Source organism: Mycolicibacterium sediminis (assembly GCF_010731735.1).
Taxonomy (GTDB): domain Bacteria; phylum Actinomycetota; class Actinomycetes; order Mycobacteriales; family Mycobacteriaceae; genus Mycobacterium; species Mycobacterium sediminis.
The window spans coordinates 399,291-417,007 of the sequence record NZ_AP022588.1 but is presented as its reverse complement, the minus strand read 5'-3'; the positions used below and the strand labels follow the sequence as shown (position 1 = coordinate 417,007).

The following is a 17,717-nucleotide window of genomic DNA, read 5'->3' as shown; positions in this document are numbered from 1 at the left end:
CGACGATCCGGCGCCGCCCGGCCTGATAATCCGAGTTCGATTCATGTTTCGACGCTGCCGCGGGGCTCTGCTGCGGGCAGGCTGATCGAGTGGAGTCGTCGATCGCCGCCGTACGGAGCTGAAGCACCCCTTTCACCGAAGCTCATCGACGTCAGACACGCTCAAGCACCCATCGCGCAAGGCGACAGGCGAGTCGTGGCGCAGGTTGCGACTTGTCGGCCCAGACAACCAGGAGGCATAAGAACATCCGACAAGTGGCGCGCGTGGTCTTGCCACGCGCTAGACGTTAGCGACAATTAACATCTTCATCTAGTTGCAGCGGTGACCGCGGTTACTCGTCGCGACAACACTTCCCAAACCCGCGCTCCGCCTCCGGTGTCGTGCCTCAGCGCTGGACGACGCCGCCCTCGACACCGGTGAATCGCTTGCGCAACTCCGTCTTGAGGAGCTTTCCGGTGGCGTTGCGGGGCAACTCGGGAAGGAGGTGCACCTCGCGCGGGCACTTGAAATGCGCCAGCCGTTCGCGGCACCAAGCGATCAGTTCGTCGGCGCCGGGTTCCTGTTCGGCGGCTGGGTCGGCCACCACCACGGCGACGACGCGCTCACCCCACTTGTCGTCCGGACCGCCGACGACCGCGGCGTCCAGCACACCGGGGTGACGGAACAGGACCTGCTCCACCTCGATGGGGTAGACATTTTCCCCGCCCGAGATGATCATGTCCTTCTTGCGGTCGACCAGCGTGATGTAGCCGTCGGCGTCGATCCGGCCGAGGTCGCCGGTGTGGAACCAGCCGCCCCGGAAGGCCTCGGCAGTCGTCGCCGGCTTCATCCAGTACCCGACGAACACGTTGGGTCCGCGCACCAGGAGTTCGCCGACGGTGTCGACCGGGACGTCCCGGTCGTCGGCGTCCACGATACGGGCATCGACGTGCATGGCGACCCGGCCGATCGACCCGGCCCGCGTCGTGATGTTGGCGGCGTCCAAGACCGAGACCATCGGTGCAGTCTCGGTCATCCCGAATCCCTCGGTGAAGGGGACGCCGCGTTGCTGCATGAAGTCGATGACGGTCAACGGCACCGGCGCGCCGCCGCCCATGGCGAACCGCAGCGCCGAGAGGTCGTAGGAGTCGAAGTCGGGCACCTGCGTCAGCGCCGACCACATCGCCGGCACCATGAATTGCACGGTCGCTCGGCTCTTTGCCATCGCCATGAGCGTGCCCACCGGGTCGAACGACGGGAGGATCACGCTAGTCCCGCCGACGTAGAGCAATGGCAGCGTATGCACCCCGAGCCCGCCGATGTGGAACATCGGGGCCACGGCCACGGTCACGTCGCTGCCGTTCAGGCCCTGATCGGTGCCCAGAACGTTGACGGCGTTCCACAGCAGGTTGTCGTGGGTGAGGATGGCGCCCTTCGGGCGGCCGGTGGTGCCCGAGGTGTACATGATGAACGCCGGGTCATGGCCGTCGACGTCGTTGTCGAGAGCCTCGGGGGCGCCGCCGGAGAGAAGGTTGGCGTAGGAGGTCTCGCCGTTGGCCGCGGCGCCCCCGGCTCGGACGGTGTGCCGGACCCGGACCCCCGGCTCGGCCAGCGCGCTGACCGCGGCCGCCGCGAGCGGGTGGTGGAAGATCAGCGTGTCGGCGCCGGCGTCGGCGAGGATGTAGCCGATCTCCGGGCCGGCGAGCCGGACGTTGATCGGGATGGTGATGGCGCCGATCTTCGCGCAACCGAGTAGGACCTCCATGAACTCGACCGAGTTCACCAGGAGCACGGCCACTCGGTCCCCCTTGCGGACGCCAAGACGCAGCAGGTTCGAGGCCACCTGATTGGTGCGCTGTTCGAGTTGGGAATAAGTGAAGCTGGTGTCACCGCAGACGAACGCCGTGCGCTGCCCGTTGAGGAAGGCCCGTTTGGTGACCCACTGACCGATACCGCGATCCATGGCGTACTCCTCTGCCGCCGCGTCGGCGGCTCCTGCTAGTTGAGAATGGCTCGGTGGGGCAGCGCCGGGGCCCTGAGGGCCACTCGGTCGATGCCGTCCGCCCATGTCCATCGGAACGGACACGATCGGATGAAGGATGCTCAGTACGAGCGTGGCAGGTTGAGGCTGTGCTGTGCTACGTAGTTGAGGATCATCTCTCGGCTGATCGGCGCGGTCCGCATCAGCCGTGCCGGGCCCCAGAGAGTGGCCAGCCCGTACTCGGTGGCCAACCCGTTGCCGCCGTGGGTCTGGATCGCCTGGTCGAGGGCGAGGATGCCCGCCTCGGCCGCAGCGTATTTTGCCATGTTGGACGCCTCCGCCGAACCGGGATCGCCGGCGTCGTGCAGTGAGGCCGCGCGCTGGGTCATCAGCCGCGCCAGCTCGAGCTGGATCTTGGCGTGCGCAAGCGGGTGGGACAAACCCTGGTGGGCTCCGATCGGCACGTCCCAAACCTTGCGCTCGCGCGCGTAGGCAGAGGCCTTGTCCAGCGCGTAGCGGCCGATGCCGTTCCCCAGGGCGGCGCCCATGATCCGTTCGGGATTGAGGCCCATGAACACCTGACGCAGACCGTCGTTTTCCGCGCCGATCAGGTTCTCGGCCGGCACCCGTGCGTCGTCGAAGAACAGAGTGAACTGCTTTTCTGGTGTAACGGCCTGCACCGGGATGAGGGTCTTGGTCAACCCCGGCGCGTCGGTCGGGACCACGACCAGGCTCAGCCGTCCGCGTCCGCGATCATCCGTCGCGGTGCGGGTAACGACCAGGATGGCCTCCGCCTCGTCGACGCCGGAAATGTAGTACTTGGTGCCGTTGAGCACCCAATCCCCACCGACGCGCTTGGCCTGGGTGGAGATGTTGTGCGAGTTCGAGCCCGCATCCGGCTCGGTGATCGCGAACGCCATGATGACCTCGCCGCTGGCGATGCCCGGCAGCCAGCGCGCCTTGAGTTCGTCGCTGCCGAAAGCCTCGATGATCGTGCCGCAGATGGTGGGGGAGACCACCGTCATCAGCAGCGGGCAGCCGGCCGTGGCCAGTTCCTCACCGACGATCTGCATGTCGTAGATGCCGCCGCCGCCGCCCCCGTACTCCTCGGCGATGTTGACCCCGAGGAACCCCTGTTTCCCCACGGCGTGCCAGAGTTCCGAACTCTTTTCCCCGCCGAGCGACTTGGCCACGTAGTAGTCGTGCCCGAAGTCCTTGGCGATCTCGGACACGGCCTTGCGCAGCGCTCGCCGCTCCTCGGTCTCGTGCAGTTCCATACCGCTCTCCTACTTCGATGTCACCCGCCACCGGGGCCGGTGACGGGTCGGATGGTGTCAATCCTGGTCTGCACCGGCGGCCGCTCCGACCACCGCGAGGGCATCGCCGGTTGACACTTGCTGACCCACCTCGACCGAAAGCTCGGCGACGATCCCGTCGATCGGGCTGACGATGGTGTGTTCCATCTTCATCGCCTCCACCACGACCAACGCCTGCCCGGCCGTCACGACGTCGCCCGCGGCGACGGGCAGCCGGATCACCGAACCCGGCATAGGCGCCGTCAGGGAGCCCGCCGGCTTCAGCGCGCTCGGGTCCAGGAACCGTGGTACCTGGGTAAACGCAGTGGACCCGGCAGGGCTGTCAACGTAGGCAATGTCGGCGTCGAGGACGACGTCGTAGGCGCGCCGTACCCCGCCGGTCTCCAGGACCACCCGGTCCGGCCGCTGCACGAGCACGCTGACGTCTTCGACCGGCTTGCCGTCGACTTCGACCTCGACGCCGTCGCGGAGCAGCGCATAGCCCACCCGTCGCTCCCGGCCGTCGGCGGTCAGCCATCCGGTGGCCTGCAGTTGGGACGGGTTGTTGCGCCACCCGACAGGCAGGGTCGGCTGGACGGGGGCCGCCGCGCGGCGTCCCGCGACCTGGGCGAGTGTGGCCGCGACGGCGTGCAAGCCCTCCCCGTCGCTGTCGATGAGGGCTGCGCCGAGGCCGGCCACGTCGTGGCGGTCGAGGAACCCGGTGTCGGTGCCGCGTCCGGCGAACTCGTCGTGGCGCAGAACGCGAACCAGGAGATCCCGGTTGGTGGTGAGTCCGTGGATCCGGGCGCCGGCGAGCGCGGCGGACAGCGCGCCGAGCGCCTCGGCGCGGGTGGGCGCCCAGGCGATCACCTTGGCCAGCATGGCGTCGTAGTGGTGGCTGACCACCGAGCCGTCGCGCACGCCGGAGTCCACCCGGACCCCGACGTGGTTCGGGATCTGGATGGTGCGCAGGGTCCCGGTCTGCGGCAGGTAGCCCTTAGTGGGGTCCTCGGCGTAGAGCCGGGCCTCGACCGCGTGGCCGGTGATCCGCGGCTTGCTCACATCGGCGGGCAGTGGCCGACCCATCGCCACCAGCAGCTGCAGGCGCACGAGGTCGAGCCCGGTGACGAGTTCGGTGACCGGGTGCTCGACCTGCAGCCGGGTGTTCATCTCCAGGAAGGCGAACGTCCCGTCGTCATCGCCGCCGTTCGCGTCGAGGACGAACTCGACCGTTCCGGCCCCGACGTAACCCACGGCCTGTGCCGCCGCGACCGCCGCCGCACCCATCCGCGCGCGCATCTCGTCGTCGACGACGGGGGAGGGCGCCTCCTCGATGACCTTCTGGTGGCGGCGCTGCACCGAGCACTCCCGCTCGAACAGCGAGACAACCGTGCCGTGCATGTCGGCCAACAGCTGGATCTCAACGTGGCGGGGACGCTGCACGTAACGCTCTAGGAACACCGTGCCGTCCGAGAACGCCGACATCGCCTCGCGCGAGGCCGAGGCCACGGCTCCGTCGAGCTCGTCGGCCGACTCGACGACCCGCATCCCGCGCCCGCCGCCGCCGGCGCTCGCCTTGACCAGCAGCGGGTAGCCGATCTCGGCGCCGAGCTTGCGCAGCTGCTCGGAGTCCAGGCCGGTGGCGTCGCCGCCCGGGAGGACCGGCACCCCCGCATCGGCCATCATCGCCTTGGCCGTCAGCTTGGAGCCCATCGCATCGATGGCATCCGGCGGCGGGCCGACGAACACGAGCCCGGCGTCGGCGCAGGCCCGCGCGAAGCTTGCGTTCTCCGACATGAACCCGTAGCCGGGGTGGACGGCGTCGGCGCCGGTGAGGAGGGCCGCGGCGATCACCCGGTCACCGTCGAGGTAGGTCTCAGCCGGCGAGGAACCCGGTAGCCGGACGGCCTCGTCGGCATCGTCCACGTGCCAGGCGTCGGCGTCGGCGTCGGAGTACACGGCGACGGTCGCGATGCCGAGTTCGCGACAGGTGCGAAACACGCGTCGGGCGATCTCTCCCCGGTTGGCCACCAGCAGCTTCTTGATCACGGGCATCGCCATCACATCCGGAACACGCCGTAGCCACGTTGGCCACGGATCTCGCTGTTGTCGACCACGGACAGGCAGAACCCGAGAACGGTACGGGTGTCGCGCGGGTCGATGATCCCGTCGTCGTAGAGCCTGCCGCTGTTGGCCAGCGCCAACGACTCACGCTCGATCTGGCCCTCGACGGCAGCGCGCATCTGCGCGTCGGCCTCCTCGTCGAACGGGAGGCCCCTGTCGGCGGCCGACTCGCGGGCCACGATCGACAGCACGCCCGCGAGCTGGGCCGGGCCCATGACGGCCGAACGCGAGTTGGGCCAGGTGAACAGGAAGCGGGGAGAGTAGGACCGCCCGCACATCCCGTAATTGCCCGCACCGTAGGACGCGCCCATCACGATCGTCAGGTGTGGGACAGCGCTGTTTGAGACGGCGTTGATCATCTTCGCGCCGTCCTTGATGATGCCACCCTGCTCGTACTCCGCGCCGACCATGTAGCCGGTGGTGTTCTGCAGAAACACCAGTGGCGTGTCGATCTGGTTCGCCAGCTGAATGAACTGGGCGGCCTTCTCCGCCTCCTCGCTGAACAGGATTCCGCGCGCGTTGGCCAGGATCCCTACCGGGTATCCGTGGATCGAGGCCCAACCGGTGACCAGCGAGGTGCCGTATAGCGGCTTGAACTCGTCGAAGGCGGACCCGTCCACGATTCGGGCGATGACATCACGTGGGTCGAAGGGAACCTTGGGGTCCACCGAAGCGATCCCGAGGAGTTGGTCGGGATCTCGCAGCGGGGGGGCCGGGGAATGTGTCGGTCCGGGCCCGAGCTTGCGCCAGTTCAGTCTGGCCATGATGCGCCGCCCGATCCTGATGGCGTCCTGCTCGTCCTCGGCCATGTAGTCGGCCAGCCCGGAGGTGCGGGCGTGCATGTCTGCGCCGCCGAGCGACTCGTCGTCGGACACTTCGCCGGTCGCCATCTTCACCAGCGGCGGACCGCCGAGGAAGACCTTGGACCGGTTGCGGACCATCACCACGTAATCACACATGCCGGGGATGTACGCGCCGCCTGCCGTCGAGTTACCGAATACCAGCGCGAGGGTCGGCAGGCCCAGCGCGCTGTGCTGGGTGAGGTCGTGGAATAGCTGGCCCCCGGGCACGAAGATCTCGGCCTGCGTGGGCAGGTCCGCCCCGCCCGACTCGACGACGTTGATGATGGGCAGGCGGTTCTCGCGGGCGACTGCCATGCCCCGGAACACTTTTCGGAACGTGTAGGGGTTCGAGGCTCCGCCGCGCACCGTCGGGTCGTGCGCGATGATCATCGACTCGACGCCTTCGACGATGCCGATGCCGACCACAACGCTGCCGCCCACCGGAAACTTCGTGCCCCACGCCGCGAACGGACAGAGTTCCAGGAAGGCCGTGTCGGGGTCGATGAGCAGCTCGACGCGCTCCCGAGCCAGCATCTTGCCGCGGCTACGGTGCCGGGCGACGTACTTCTCGCCGCCGCCACCGTTGGCCAGCGCTAGCTGTTCGGCGAGCGCATGGAGCTGCGCGATAAGTCCCTCGCGATTCTCGAGGTATACCGGCGCGCGGGTGTCGACCCGGTCAGGCAGGACGTCAATCAACTTTCCTCCAAATGACATCAACGTCGATCTCCTGACACGCTACGTTATCGATCATTAACATTCGCGGACAATCGGGGTCGACGTGGCAATCGTGCCGTCCCCGAGTGATCACAGCAGGAGCAACTCACATGAAACAGCCGGATCAGCGGGAAGCGGAGGCGGCCGCAGCCGACCCGTGGATGACGCCCGAGCGCATCTCGTTGCGCAACCTCGCCATGTCGTTCACCCAGAAGGAGATCGTTCCTCACCTGCAAGACTGGGAGGACGCCGGAGAACTCCCTAGAGAACTCCACCGCCGCGCAGCCGCAGCGGGGTTGCTGGGCATCGGGTTCGCGGAAGAGATCGGTGGCTCCGGCGGTGACCTGCGCGACCTGGTGCTGCTCACTGAGGCCGTGATGGAGGCCGGCGGCTCGTCGGGCTTGCTGGCCAGCCTACTTACGCATCACATCGCAGTGCCCCATATGGCCGCGCAGGGCGATCCCGAGCAGATCCGCAGCTTCGTGGCGCCGACCCTGGCCGGGGAGAAGATCGGCAGCCTCGGCATCACCGAACCAGACACCGGTTCTGACGTCGCCGGCATCCGCACTACCGCACGGCGCGACGGCGACCACTACGTGGTCAACGGTGCGAAGCTGTTCATCACCTCGGGTGTCCGCGCCGATTTCGTGACCACCGCCGTGCGTACCGGCGGCCCGGGCCCGTCGGGGATTTCACTGCTCGTGGTGGAGCGTGGCGCCGCGGGTTTCTCGGTCTCGCGGACACTGAAGAAGATGGGCTGGCTGTGCTCCGACACCGCCGAACTCGGATTCACCGACGTGCGCGTGCCGGTGGTCAATCTGGTTGGCCCCGAAGGCAGCGGATTCCTGCAGATCATGCAACAGTTCCAAGTCGAACGTGCTTTCATCGCCGTCCAGTGCTACGCCACGGCCCAGCGCTGCCTCGACCTGACGCTGGATTGGGTGAAGAAGCGCGAAACCTTCGGTCGACCGCTATCGACCCGACAGGTGGTGCGGCACAAGATCGTCGATATGTCGACGGCCGTCGACGTGGCTCGTACGTACACCCGTGCCGCTGTGGACCGCATCGTCGCCGGAGACACCGACGTGCGGATGGTCTCGATGGCCAAGAACCAAGCCGTAGAGGCCTGCGCGCTCGCCGTTGACACCGCCGTCCAACTCTACGGTGGCATGGGCTACCTACGCGAGACCGAGGTAGAAAGGCACTATCGCGACTCGCGCATCCTGGGCATCGGGGGCGGTACTACCGAGATCATGAAGGAGATCATCGCCAAGCGGATCGGGTTATGAGTACAACTCGTCATTCGACGAGCGAGCAGCGTCGGCTTCGACAGCCGACGGTACTGACCGCTAGCCATCTTGGAGGCGAGTCGGCTGCGTCGCCGCACGCCCTTTCTCGAATGATGCCTGTGCGAGCGAGGGTGCTCACAATGCCATTCAGCGAGACGTACGGACCACGTAGCGGTGGTCCCGTGCTGGAGCAGCCTGCTCCATGTTCGACGACGTCCACTTGACTTACATGGACCAGTTGTTCGCGTGCCTGGCGCCAATCAGTTCGACGGTCCCGCCGGCCGCTAAGTGCCGATGCGCAAAGCCATTCTTGGGTTGCTCCTCGTAACGCCACTGGGCGACGACCTTGCATGTCGAACTACCCCGACTTTTGTGTCAGCAGAATTCAGGTTCGGTCAGCATGCTGGGCGATGCGGAGAACAACGCTCGAGTTCGCGGGACCAAGGTCCCGGTTGGTGGTGCCCACGCGTTCGGCACACCCGCCGAGCAGCTTGGTTCGGACGCCGCCGAACGCTGCCAGCAGCAACTCATCGCGGGCCTCGAACTCCTCATGGATCGGCGATCCCACAACGCCACTCTGGCGCGTAGTCAACGCATCACGGCAGTCGGCAGCCCATCCGCTCTCAGCCCAGACTTCCATTGCCGCTTCGACTAAGCGCCACCCGGTCGTCAATCCGGCGCCCGTACGCCGCCCCATCTTGCTGCTTACGTTCCCAGGCCTGCGTCTTGACAACGATTGATGCGCGAGCAAAACTGGTGGCACGTGACCACAATTGCGTTCACTGCCACCAGTTGGCAGCAGATTGGCTTGACTCAACCACCCGACATCGCCCAATCTCTAAAGGAATCGGTACCGATGAATCTCTTGCCGTTGGACGGGTCGCCTCGCCCCAGCCGCCGCGCCAACGTGGTTGTTGCGGGGGCGGGCAGCGGAATCGGCCGTGCCTTCGCTTGGGACTATGCCTGTTCGCGTGGACGAGTGGTGGGTACTGTGCCCAGCGTTCGTCAGAACCAACATCGTCGACAGCTCCCACATACGGGAGCCAGCCTCCAAGCTTTGAACCAACTTGATGAGAGAACGGGCGCGTCAGCGGAATTGCTGGCTCGCGGGACAATCAACGCGAACGGCCCACGGACGGTTGCACGTCTTACCTCGAATCGACGCGAAGACCTTATGGCTCTTCAAACGGGCAGTGCCTGCCACGTATACCCGTGCTCTCGGTTTGATTGACCAAATCGAGCTAAGTCACTCCCGACAAGGACGAAGGAGACCGTAATGGCATTCGAATACAGCGACATGCTCGAGACGATCAAGAATCGGCAGTGGGCGCTGGCCGACATCGACTGGGATGCGCCGGGCGCCGACAAGGTCACCGATGAACAGCGGCCCGGCCTGAAGCAGTTCATGTCTGACGTGGTGTGGATCGAACACGTCGGGGCCCGAGCCTTCGCCGCCATGGCGCCGAAGGCGCCGTTCGAGGCCCTAGGTGAGATCTACCGGTACTTCCATGCCGAGGAGCAGCGGCACGCCAACGCGGAACTGGCTCTCATGAAACGTTGGGGGATGCTTGAAGTAGGGGAAGTCCCCGTGCCCAACAAGAACATTCGGCTGGTCATCGAGTGGCTTGACCGATACGCTGAGGCCCTCCCGTTGACGGTTATCGGCGCGGCGATTCCCGCCTTGGAGACTGCGCTCGACGGAGCGTTGCTGAAGTTCCTGCTCGATGAGGTGCAGGATCCTTTGTGCGCCGAGGTCTTCAACAAGGTCAACAATGACGAGTCGCGGCACCTAGCGGTCGGGTTCCAAGTCTTGAACGATCTCGGTGCTAGCCCTATGCGGATTCACGCGATGCAGACGATAGGGGCACTGGTCGACCCGAGAATCCTTGCCGGCGGACTCCTATACGTGCCGTTGCTCACGCGGATGCTGGCCAACCTCAACGCCATGGGTCTGTCGGAGGATAAGTTGTACAACGCGGTCATGCGCTACGAGAACGTAGGGGATCGGAGCGAGTTCACGCGTCGCGTGCCGGGCTACCACATCCTGAAGGCCCACATGTCGGCAAGTATAAAGCGTTCTCAGCCACTGCATTACATCTCGCAGCGACTAGGTACCGCGATCGACTACTTCCCCACGGCAGTGCTCGGTAAGACGCCATCGTGGACCGAAGAGTTGACCTATGAACCGGTGGCTAGATGAGCGACACCACGAACGTCTTGATAGTCGGTGCGGGTTTCGCTGGCCTGGGAACCGCAATCCGGTTGCTACAACAGGGTATTGACGACTTCCTCATACTGGAACGCGCCGATGAGGTGGGTGGTACGTGGCGGGACAACACGTATCCTGGCGCAGCTTGTGACATCCCGTCGCTGCTCTATTCCTACGGGTTCGAGCAGAATCCGAACTGGTCCCGCGCATACTCGGGCAGCGGCGAGATACTCGACTACATCAAGACGATGGTGGACAAGCACTCGCTGTCGCGTTTCATCCGGTTCGGCGTGAACGTCACCGGTCTGGATTTCGACGACGAAAGCGCACTATGGACAGCGCAGGCTGCTGACGGCTCCGAGTTCAAGGCGCGCACCGCAGTGATGGCCAGCGGGCCGCTTGCGAATCCGAGCCTGCCTGACATCCGCGGACTGGACACCTTCCTTGGTCACAAGATCCACAGTGCGCGTTGGGATCACCACTACGACATGAGCGACAAACGGATCGCAGTGGTGGGCACCGGCGCCAGCGCGGTGCAGATCATCCCCGAACTGGTGAACACTGCGCGCTCGGTGAAGGTCTTTCAACGCACCCCCGGCTGGGTCCTGCCTCGGCCCGACTTCTCCCATCCGCAGTGGGCGCGCACGGCGTTTCGTCGAGTGCCTCTCGTGCAAAATGCGGCACGGCAGGCCTGGTTCTGGGTGCACGAGCTCATGGCCGTCGGGATGGTCTGGGATACCCCGGTCACCACCGGCATCCAGCTGGTGGCGAAGGCGAATCTGCGGAGGCAGGTTTCGGATAGTTGGCTCAGGCGCCAGCTCACTCCGAACTTCCGCGCCGGCTGCAAACGGATGCTGATGAGCAGCGATTACTACCCGGCTCTTCAGCGCGACAACTGCAAGCTCGTCTCATGGCCGATCGCGACCCTGTCGCCGAATGGCATACGGACCGCAGATGGCATCGAACACGAACTGGACTGCATCGTGTTTGCCACCGGCTTCGATGTATGCAAGGCCGGTACGCCTTTTCCCATCCGAGGCGCGCATGGTCGTGAGCTCTCCGACGAGTGGTCCGAGGGCGCCTATGCGTACCGGAGTGTCACTGTCGCAGGCTATCCCAATCTCTTCTTCACATTCGGTCCGAATTCGGGGCCCGGCCATAACTCGGCCCTCGTGTACATGGAAGCCGAGATCAACTACATCGTCAAAGTCATTGGTGCGATAGTCGAGAATGATCTCAGTACGCTCGAGGTCCGAGAAGACCGGCAAAATGATTACCACGGCGAGGTACAGCGACGGTTGGTAAGTACGACATGGAATTCGGGCTGCAAGAGCTGGTACCTCACGAATGACGGATACAACGGCACTATGTACCCCGGTTTCGCCACCCAGTTCGTGCGCGCATTGTCCAAGGTCGACATGGGTGATTACGTGACGAACCCGGCAACCGCACGGCGTGAACTCCAAACAGTGGAACACGCCGAAAACGGCTTGCGTGTGGCCAAGGTCGCCCAGGGCCGCAAAAGCGCAGGCGCCTTGCCAACGCGGCCAGACGTCAGAGCAGACGTCGTGGACGTGGGCGTTGGGAAAGTACCGCCTAAGCGTGCAGCCTCGAGTGTGAGGAAAGACGCTTGAGTGTCCATGTCGCGGGCGACGAGGATGCCCCCACCTCCGGAGCCCCTACGTACGAGGTCCCCACCCACGAGATTTTGGTCATCGGAGCTGGATTCTCCGGGATCGGGGTGGGCATCAAGCTGCTCAAGGAAGGTTTCTCAGATTTCCTCATCGTTGATGAGGCCCAAGGGGTGGGTGGAACGTGGTACTGGAATACCTACCCTGGGATTGCAGTAGACATCCCGTCATATAGTTACCAGTTTTCTTTTGAGAAACGCCCGTCGTGGTCACGCACCTATGCGCCGGGGGTCGAACTGAAGAACTACGCGAAGCATTGCGTGGAAAAGTATGGCCTTGCGTCGCGCATTCGCTTCGGAGTCACGGTTGTGAGGGCTGAGTTCGACGAGGAATCGACACTATGGCGTCTGTATACCTCGGCGGACGAGGAACTGACAGCTAGGTTCGTCATCAATGCCTCCGGGGTTCTCACCCGACCAAAGTCACCGGATATACCGGGTGTTGGAGACTTCGGCGGGGTCACGATGCACACGTCGCGTTGGGACCATCAGCAAACTCTCACCGGAAAGAGAGTCGCCGTCATCGGAACGGGCGCCTCGGCGGTGCAACTGATCCCCTCGATAGCCAAGGGCGTCGAAAGACTCACCGTCTTCCAACGCACACCGATATGGTGCCTGCCGAAACTCGACTTCGCGGTGCCCAGCGCGCTGAGTGCCCTCCTCAGGCTCGCACCTGGGGCGCAGATCGCCGCGCGGGGAGCCAGCCAGGCGTTTGTCGAACTCACCTTCCCCGTTGCAGCGCACTTCCATACCGCCATACCGCTCTCGTCGGCGATTGAGCGCGTAGCGATCAGCTATATGCGTCGGCAAGTCACCGACCCGGTCGTTCGGGAGAAGCTGACACCCCGCTACGCGCTGGGCTGCAAGCGACCAAGCTTCCACAACGAGTATCTGAAGACATTCAACCGCGACAACGTTCATCTCGAAACCAACCCAATTACCCGGGTGGATGAAACCGCGGTGATTACGGCGGATGGCGGACGACACGAGATCGATGTGCTCGTGCTGGCAACGGGATTCAAGGTCATGGAATCGGACAGCATGCCGACCTACTCGCTGGCAGGTGTAGGTGGCAGAGACCAGGCTCAGTGGTGGGACGAGAACCGCCTGCAGGCGTATGAGGGCGTCAGCGTGCCGGGATTTCCGAACCACTTCTCAGTGTTTGGCCCGTATGGGTACAACGGGTCTTCCTACTTTGCACTCATCGAGGCACAGGCAGGTCACATTCTTCGTTGCCTCCGGCATGCCCGGGCGGCCGATTCGAACTACGTCGAGGTACGTGAGGAGGCGAATCGACGCTTCTTTGCGGAGATGCTGGCACGGCGGCATACGCAAGTCTTCTGGCAGGACAGCTGTGCGGGCGCGAACAGCTACTACTTCGACAAGCATGGGGACGTGCCACTCCGTCCGACGACGACGGTCGAAACGGTCTGGCGCAGTCGACGATTCGACCTGGCGGACTACCGTTTCGAACGGCGACCGGCGAAAACGGCGGACGCTGCGCCACAAGAGGTGGACACTGCCGGATGACTCCACCTGCCAAGACGAATCCGATCATGGCGAGCCACTTGGTCGCGGCGACGGTGCGTCGCGGCGTCCGGCCGCTCACGCAAGTGATTCCCGCCGACTTGCATGGCCTGGCGGTCAGGGACTGCGTACTACGGGGAGTACTCGTGGTGCCCCGGTCCGAGGGCGGAACCAGTGTCGAGAAGTTGGACACCCCTTTCGCTGGAAGGCCCTCGGGCGCGGTGGCGAGTTCTTGCGACCGCGGCCACCGTGGTTGACAGCGTCTCAACGCACGGCTTCGCCCCTCGGCGCCCCAGCAAGAAGGGTGATGAGCTAACGATGAAAACCATTGAACTCGAACATAACCAGGCGAATTCCCAAGGGAACCCGTCTATCGTCATCATCGGCGCCGGCTTCGCGGGAATTACCCTGGCACTCCGCCTCAAACGCGCTGGATTCGACAGCGTCCTCATTGTCGAAAAGGGCGATGGTGTCGGGGGAGTCTGGCGCGAGAACACCTATCCGGGTGCCGCCTGTGATGTCCCGTCGCAGTTGTACTCAATCTCGTCGGCGCCAAATCCCACGTGGGGTCGGCGTTACGCAGAACAGCCCGACATCCTCGCCTACCTTCGCCGCGTCGTCGACGAAAGCGGATTGCCACCCCTCCTTCGGACGCAAACCGAAATCTCCAAGGCAACCTTCGATGAGCGCTCGAACACATGGCGTCTGACCACGACTACCAACCAGGAGTTGGAGTGTGACGTGGTGATTTCGGCCGTGGGCCAGCTGTCCCGCCCTTCGGTTCCGAACATTGCTGGAATATCGCGGTTCGCTGGCCCGTCTTTTCATTCCGCCGATTGGGACCACGATCTGAATCTAAGCGGTAAGAGGGTTGCGGTCGTTGGCACTGGCGCAAGTGCGGTGCAGTTCGTCCCGGTGGTGGCTGAATGCGCTGAGCACTTGGATGTCTTCCAACGGTCAGCCCCGTGGGTGCTGCCCAAAATCGATCGCCAGTACGGTGAGCGGCATCACCAGCTGCTGCGCAGGTTACCCATCCTGCGACTCGGTGAGCGCCTGATGATTTGGACGATATTCGAGTTCTTGGCGTTGGCGCTCGTGGATGCAAAGCCAGTAGCACGCGCCCTCGGCGCCGTCGCCCTCGGGCACCTCGGTCGCCAGGTGCGCGATGCCAACCTGCGTTCCCAGCTCACACCTGACTATGCTCCCGGATGCAAGAGAATTCTTTTCTCTAGCGACTACTATCCTGCACTCGGGCGTCCCAACGTTTCACTAGTGACTGAAGATATCGAGGCAGTAGAAGCTGGGGGAATTCGCACGGTTGACGGCGGCTTCCATGCCGCCGACGTCGTCATCTACGGCACCGGCTTCACTGCCACAGAGTTTCTTTCGCCTATGGAGGTCCACGGCCGCGCGGACCGGAAGCTGTCCGAAGTCTGGGCAGATGGTGCGCACGCCTATTACGGCTTGTCGGTACCAGATTTCCCGAATTTCTTCATGATGTATGGGCCCAATACGAACGTGGGATCAGGGTCGATCGTCTATATGCTCGAGTCGCAAGCCCGACACATAGTCAGGTTGATGAAGGTTCTCCGGGCCCACCCGGGCACTGCTGTCGAAGTGCGTGCCACCGCGGAGTGGCGCTTCAATCAACTGTTGAGTCGCCGCCTGGACAAATCCGTATGGACTCTGTGCTCTAGCTGGTATCGCTCGGCGCGTGGTTCGATATCCACTAACTGGCCCAGCCCCACCTTTCTCTATCGCGTTCGTACAAGGCGGCCGCGACGGAATGCATACGTCCTTTCGAATGCAGTGGCTACGAACTCGTCGAGCGGTCGGACGCCCGAGCCGGCCCATACCGGTTCGACCGTTTCAAGCGGCACCGACAGCGCCGACTGATGGCGGTCTCGTGTGGCACGCTCAAAGCGGCAGTTGGGTGGACGTATTGTCGACCCACACTGTCGATCGAGTCGGCCTTTGGCAGATGCTGCCTCTTTGCGTTTACCGCCGCCAACGAGATTCCCGGGGGGAACCGATGACAAGGGCGCCCATCGAGATCGCGACTATGCCTTGGGCGGGCTGACATCGGTGCTGTTTGCGCCCGCACAGGGGGAGGAGTGTGCCCCATGAGAACTGAGTCGACAATGGCCGATATCGAGGTCGCCGCGGCGGAAGCCCTGAAATCGCAACGGCTCCCGCGGACGGCTAACGCGCTCGGTGGGGGGATACGGCCTTACCCTTCCCGATCGACGGCTCGCCCTTTACGTCGCTGCGCGGTGAGGTCTAGAACCCCTAGACGGGTTGGGCCAGACCGGGCGTCAACGGACATCGGCGTGTCGGCGACATTGACACTAGTCCGATGTGCGTCGGGAACCCCTCACGAACTTGTGCAAACCATAGTCGGCAAGCCGACGTCGACCTGAGGAAGGGATTGACATGCCAGCGCCATCAATAGCGGTCGTCACCGGGGCAGGTCGAGGGATTGGTTTGGAGATTGCGAGACAACTTTCCGGTACCGGTCACAGGGTGTTGCTCACGGACGTCGACGGCGATGCAGCAGAGCGTGCTGCAGCCCAAGTGGGCGGTGGCGCCTGGAGTACCAGACAAGACGTACGAGACCCGTCGGGCCATCGTGATGTCGCTGCGCAGGCTTCGGCCGCGGGCCGTCTGGCCGTATGGGTAAACAACGCTGGGGTTTTGATCGCGGGTAACAGCTGGAGCCACACCGATGGCGAGATTGCGTCGATTCTTGATGTCAACGTACGCGGCGTTGTCGCCGGCTCACACGCCGCAGTCGCCGCTATGGGCGCAGGTGGAGGTGCGATCCTCAACATCGCGTCGCTCTCCGCTCTGGCACCTGTCCCGGGGCTCGCTATGTACGCAGCGAGCAAAGCTGCCGTATTGTCGTTCACCACCTCTTTGCAGGGCGACCTTCACCATGCGGGTTTGCCAATCCGCGCCCGTGCACTGTGCCCTGACGTGGTAAGTACAAAGATGGTCACCGACCGAGTTGCCGACCCTGGAGCGGCGCTTTTGTTCGCCGGCGCCAGTCCCTTGGATGCTGCAGACGTCGCCCGCGCAGGACTCGAGCTGCTGGGAAGCCGCCAAGTATTTCGGGTAGTTCCGCGGTGGCGTGGCGTCGTTGCCCGCGCCGGCGATGCCGCACCGTCGCTTGGCTTGAATGCTTTCGCGTTGATGCGTGGCGTCGGTGAGCGGCGCCAACGCGGACATCGTTGACGGCTGCGTCGAAGACCCGATGGTTCAGCGCGGGGAGGCGGGGGTTGTACTCGATGAGACCGTGGGGTCGTTCAGGGGGGATTGGGGATCAAGCTGGATTCCCAGTTCGCGCAGCCTGTCGTCGATGATCAGCCACGTTTGCCGTGTCAACCGAACGACGAGTTCTTCACGGGTGGAGTCTCGGTGGTCCAGCCACCACAGGACTGATGCGTCGATCAGGCCCATGATGGCGGCGACGTTCCGGTCTGCCGCGGCGGAGTCTTCGCCGTACCGGGGAAAGTAACGCGCGCCCGCCAGGGCGAGTTCAGATGCGAACGCACTGCTACCGGGCGCGGATTTCTCGGTGCTTCGCCGGTAGTGTCGGTTCACGAGGAACCGATAGAGGTTGGGGTTTTCGTCAGCCCACACAACGTGCTGAGTGACCGGCGCGCGAATCACGTCTAGCGGTGATCCCCGCACTCCCAGAGTTAGACGAATCTTGGCAGTGAGTTCGCGGTGGACGTAACGAGCCACGGCCAGATCGAGTTCTTCCTTACTGGCGAAATGGCGGTAAAAGTGCGTTCGGCCCAAACCCGCCTTGTCCGCGATTTGGCCCGTGAGTGCGTGGGGCCCGTTCTCTTCGATCGCGCTGAGCGCCGCTTTGATGATCTGTTCACGACGCAGATCACGACCCGGCAATCTACTGGTTGCGCGACGGACCGCTGTGGTGTCCACCCAGTGCTTCCGCTCCACGATGCCCACCGTAACGCCCACCGTGCGCTGGAAAGTTCTGGGTACGGGTTGTACCCAGGACCGGGTTCGTGGTACACCATGTACCCGTTGCGCCTCGCGAA

The 17,717-nt window shown here is 64.1% G+C and carries 12 protein-coding genes; 6 read left to right on the top strand and 6 right to left on the bottom strand.

Going from position 1 to position 17,717, the window contains the following annotated elements:
* Positions 1–385: 385 nt before the first annotated feature.
* The 4 genes from G6N64_RS02085 to G6N64_RS02070 form a co-directional block, all read right to left on the bottom strand.
* The gene (locus G6N64_RS02085; RefSeq protein ID WP_163795403.1) at positions 386–1,942 is read right to left on the bottom strand and encodes an acyl-CoA synthetase; all 1,557 of its coding nucleotides are present in this window, start codon (positions 1,940–1,942) and stop codon (positions 386–388) included.
* 140 nt (positions 1,943–2,082) lie between these two features.
* Positions 2,083–3,237, bottom strand: coding sequence for an acyl-CoA dehydrogenase family protein (locus G6N64_RS02080; RefSeq protein ID WP_163795402.1), 1,155 nt, complete (start codon positions 3,235–3,237; stop codon positions 2,083–2,085).
* Between the two features lie 57 nt (positions 3,238–3,294).
* Positions 3,295–5,310, bottom strand: coding sequence for an acetyl/propionyl/methylcrotonyl-CoA carboxylase subunit alpha (locus G6N64_RS02075; RefSeq protein ID WP_174266743.1), 2,016 nt, complete (start codon positions 5,308–5,310; stop codon positions 3,295–3,297).
* Positions 5,311–5,315: 5 nt separating this feature from the next.
* Positions 5,316–6,917 (bottom strand): acyl-CoA carboxylase subunit beta, encoded by a 1,602-nt coding sequence (locus G6N64_RS02070; protein WP_163795400.1) that lies wholly within the window; start codon positions 6,915–6,917, stop codon positions 5,316–5,318.
* A gap of 107 nt (positions 6,918–7,024) precedes the next feature.
* On the opposite strand from G6N64_RS02070, the gene G6N64_RS02065 reads away from it, so the two are divergent.
* Positions 7,025–8,224: an acyl-CoA dehydrogenase family protein gene (locus tag G6N64_RS02065; RefSeq protein ID WP_372481207.1), complete on the top strand. Its 1,200-nt coding sequence runs from the start codon at positions 7,025–7,027 to the stop codon at positions 8,222–8,224.
* Between the two features lie 385 nt (positions 8,225–8,609).
* Here G6N64_RS02065 and G6N64_RS02060 read toward each other — a convergent pair whose 3' ends face one another.
* Positions 8,610–8,792 carry a hypothetical protein gene (locus G6N64_RS02060; RefSeq protein WP_163795398.1) on the bottom strand — a complete coding sequence of 61 codons (183 nt, stop codon included), beginning with the start codon at positions 8,790–8,792 and terminating at the stop codon, positions 8,610–8,612.
* Positions 8,793–9,500: 708 nt separating this feature from the next.
* On the opposite strand from G6N64_RS02060, the gene G6N64_RS02055 reads away from it, so the two are divergent.
* The 5 genes from G6N64_RS02055 to G6N64_RS02035 all read left to right on the top strand — a co-directional run bounded on the left by G6N64_RS02055 (position 9,501) and on the right by G6N64_RS02035 (position 16,884).
* A complete protein-coding gene (locus tag G6N64_RS02055; protein ID WP_163795397.1) occupies positions 9,501–10,424 on the top strand; it encodes a ferritin-like domain-containing protein in 924 nt (307 codons plus the stop codon).
* Positions 10,421–12,067: a flavin-containing monooxygenase gene (locus G6N64_RS02050; protein ID WP_163795396.1), complete on the top strand. Its 1,647-nt coding sequence runs from the start codon at positions 10,421–10,423 to the stop codon at positions 12,065–12,067. Before G6N64_RS02055 ends, G6N64_RS02050 begins: the two co-directional genes overlap by 4 nt.
* Before the next feature lie 71 nt (positions 12,068–12,138).
* The gene (locus tag G6N64_RS02045; RefSeq protein WP_174266911.1) at positions 12,139–13,653 is read left to right on the top strand and encodes a flavin-containing monooxygenase; all 1,515 of its coding nucleotides are present in this window, start codon (positions 12,139–12,141) and stop codon (positions 13,651–13,653) included.
* 315 nt (positions 13,654–13,968) lie between these two features.
* Entirely contained in the window at positions 13,969–15,546 is a 1,578-nt protein-coding gene (locus tag G6N64_RS02040; RefSeq protein ID WP_163795394.1) for a flavin-containing monooxygenase, read from the top strand.
* Positions 15,547–16,083: 537 nt separating this feature from the next.
* Positions 16,084–16,884, top strand: coding sequence for an SDR family NAD(P)-dependent oxidoreductase (locus G6N64_RS02035; protein WP_174266742.1), 801 nt, complete (start codon positions 16,084–16,086; stop codon positions 16,882–16,884).
* Positions 16,885–16,908: 24 nt separating this feature from the next.
* Here G6N64_RS02035 and G6N64_RS02030 read toward each other — a convergent pair whose 3' ends face one another.
* Positions 16,909–17,616 carry a TetR/AcrR family transcriptional regulator gene (locus G6N64_RS02030; protein WP_237569051.1) on the bottom strand — a complete coding sequence of 236 codons (708 nt, stop codon included), beginning with the start codon at positions 17,614–17,616 and terminating at the stop codon, positions 16,909–16,911.
* Between the last annotated feature and the right edge of the window lie 101 nt (positions 17,617–17,717).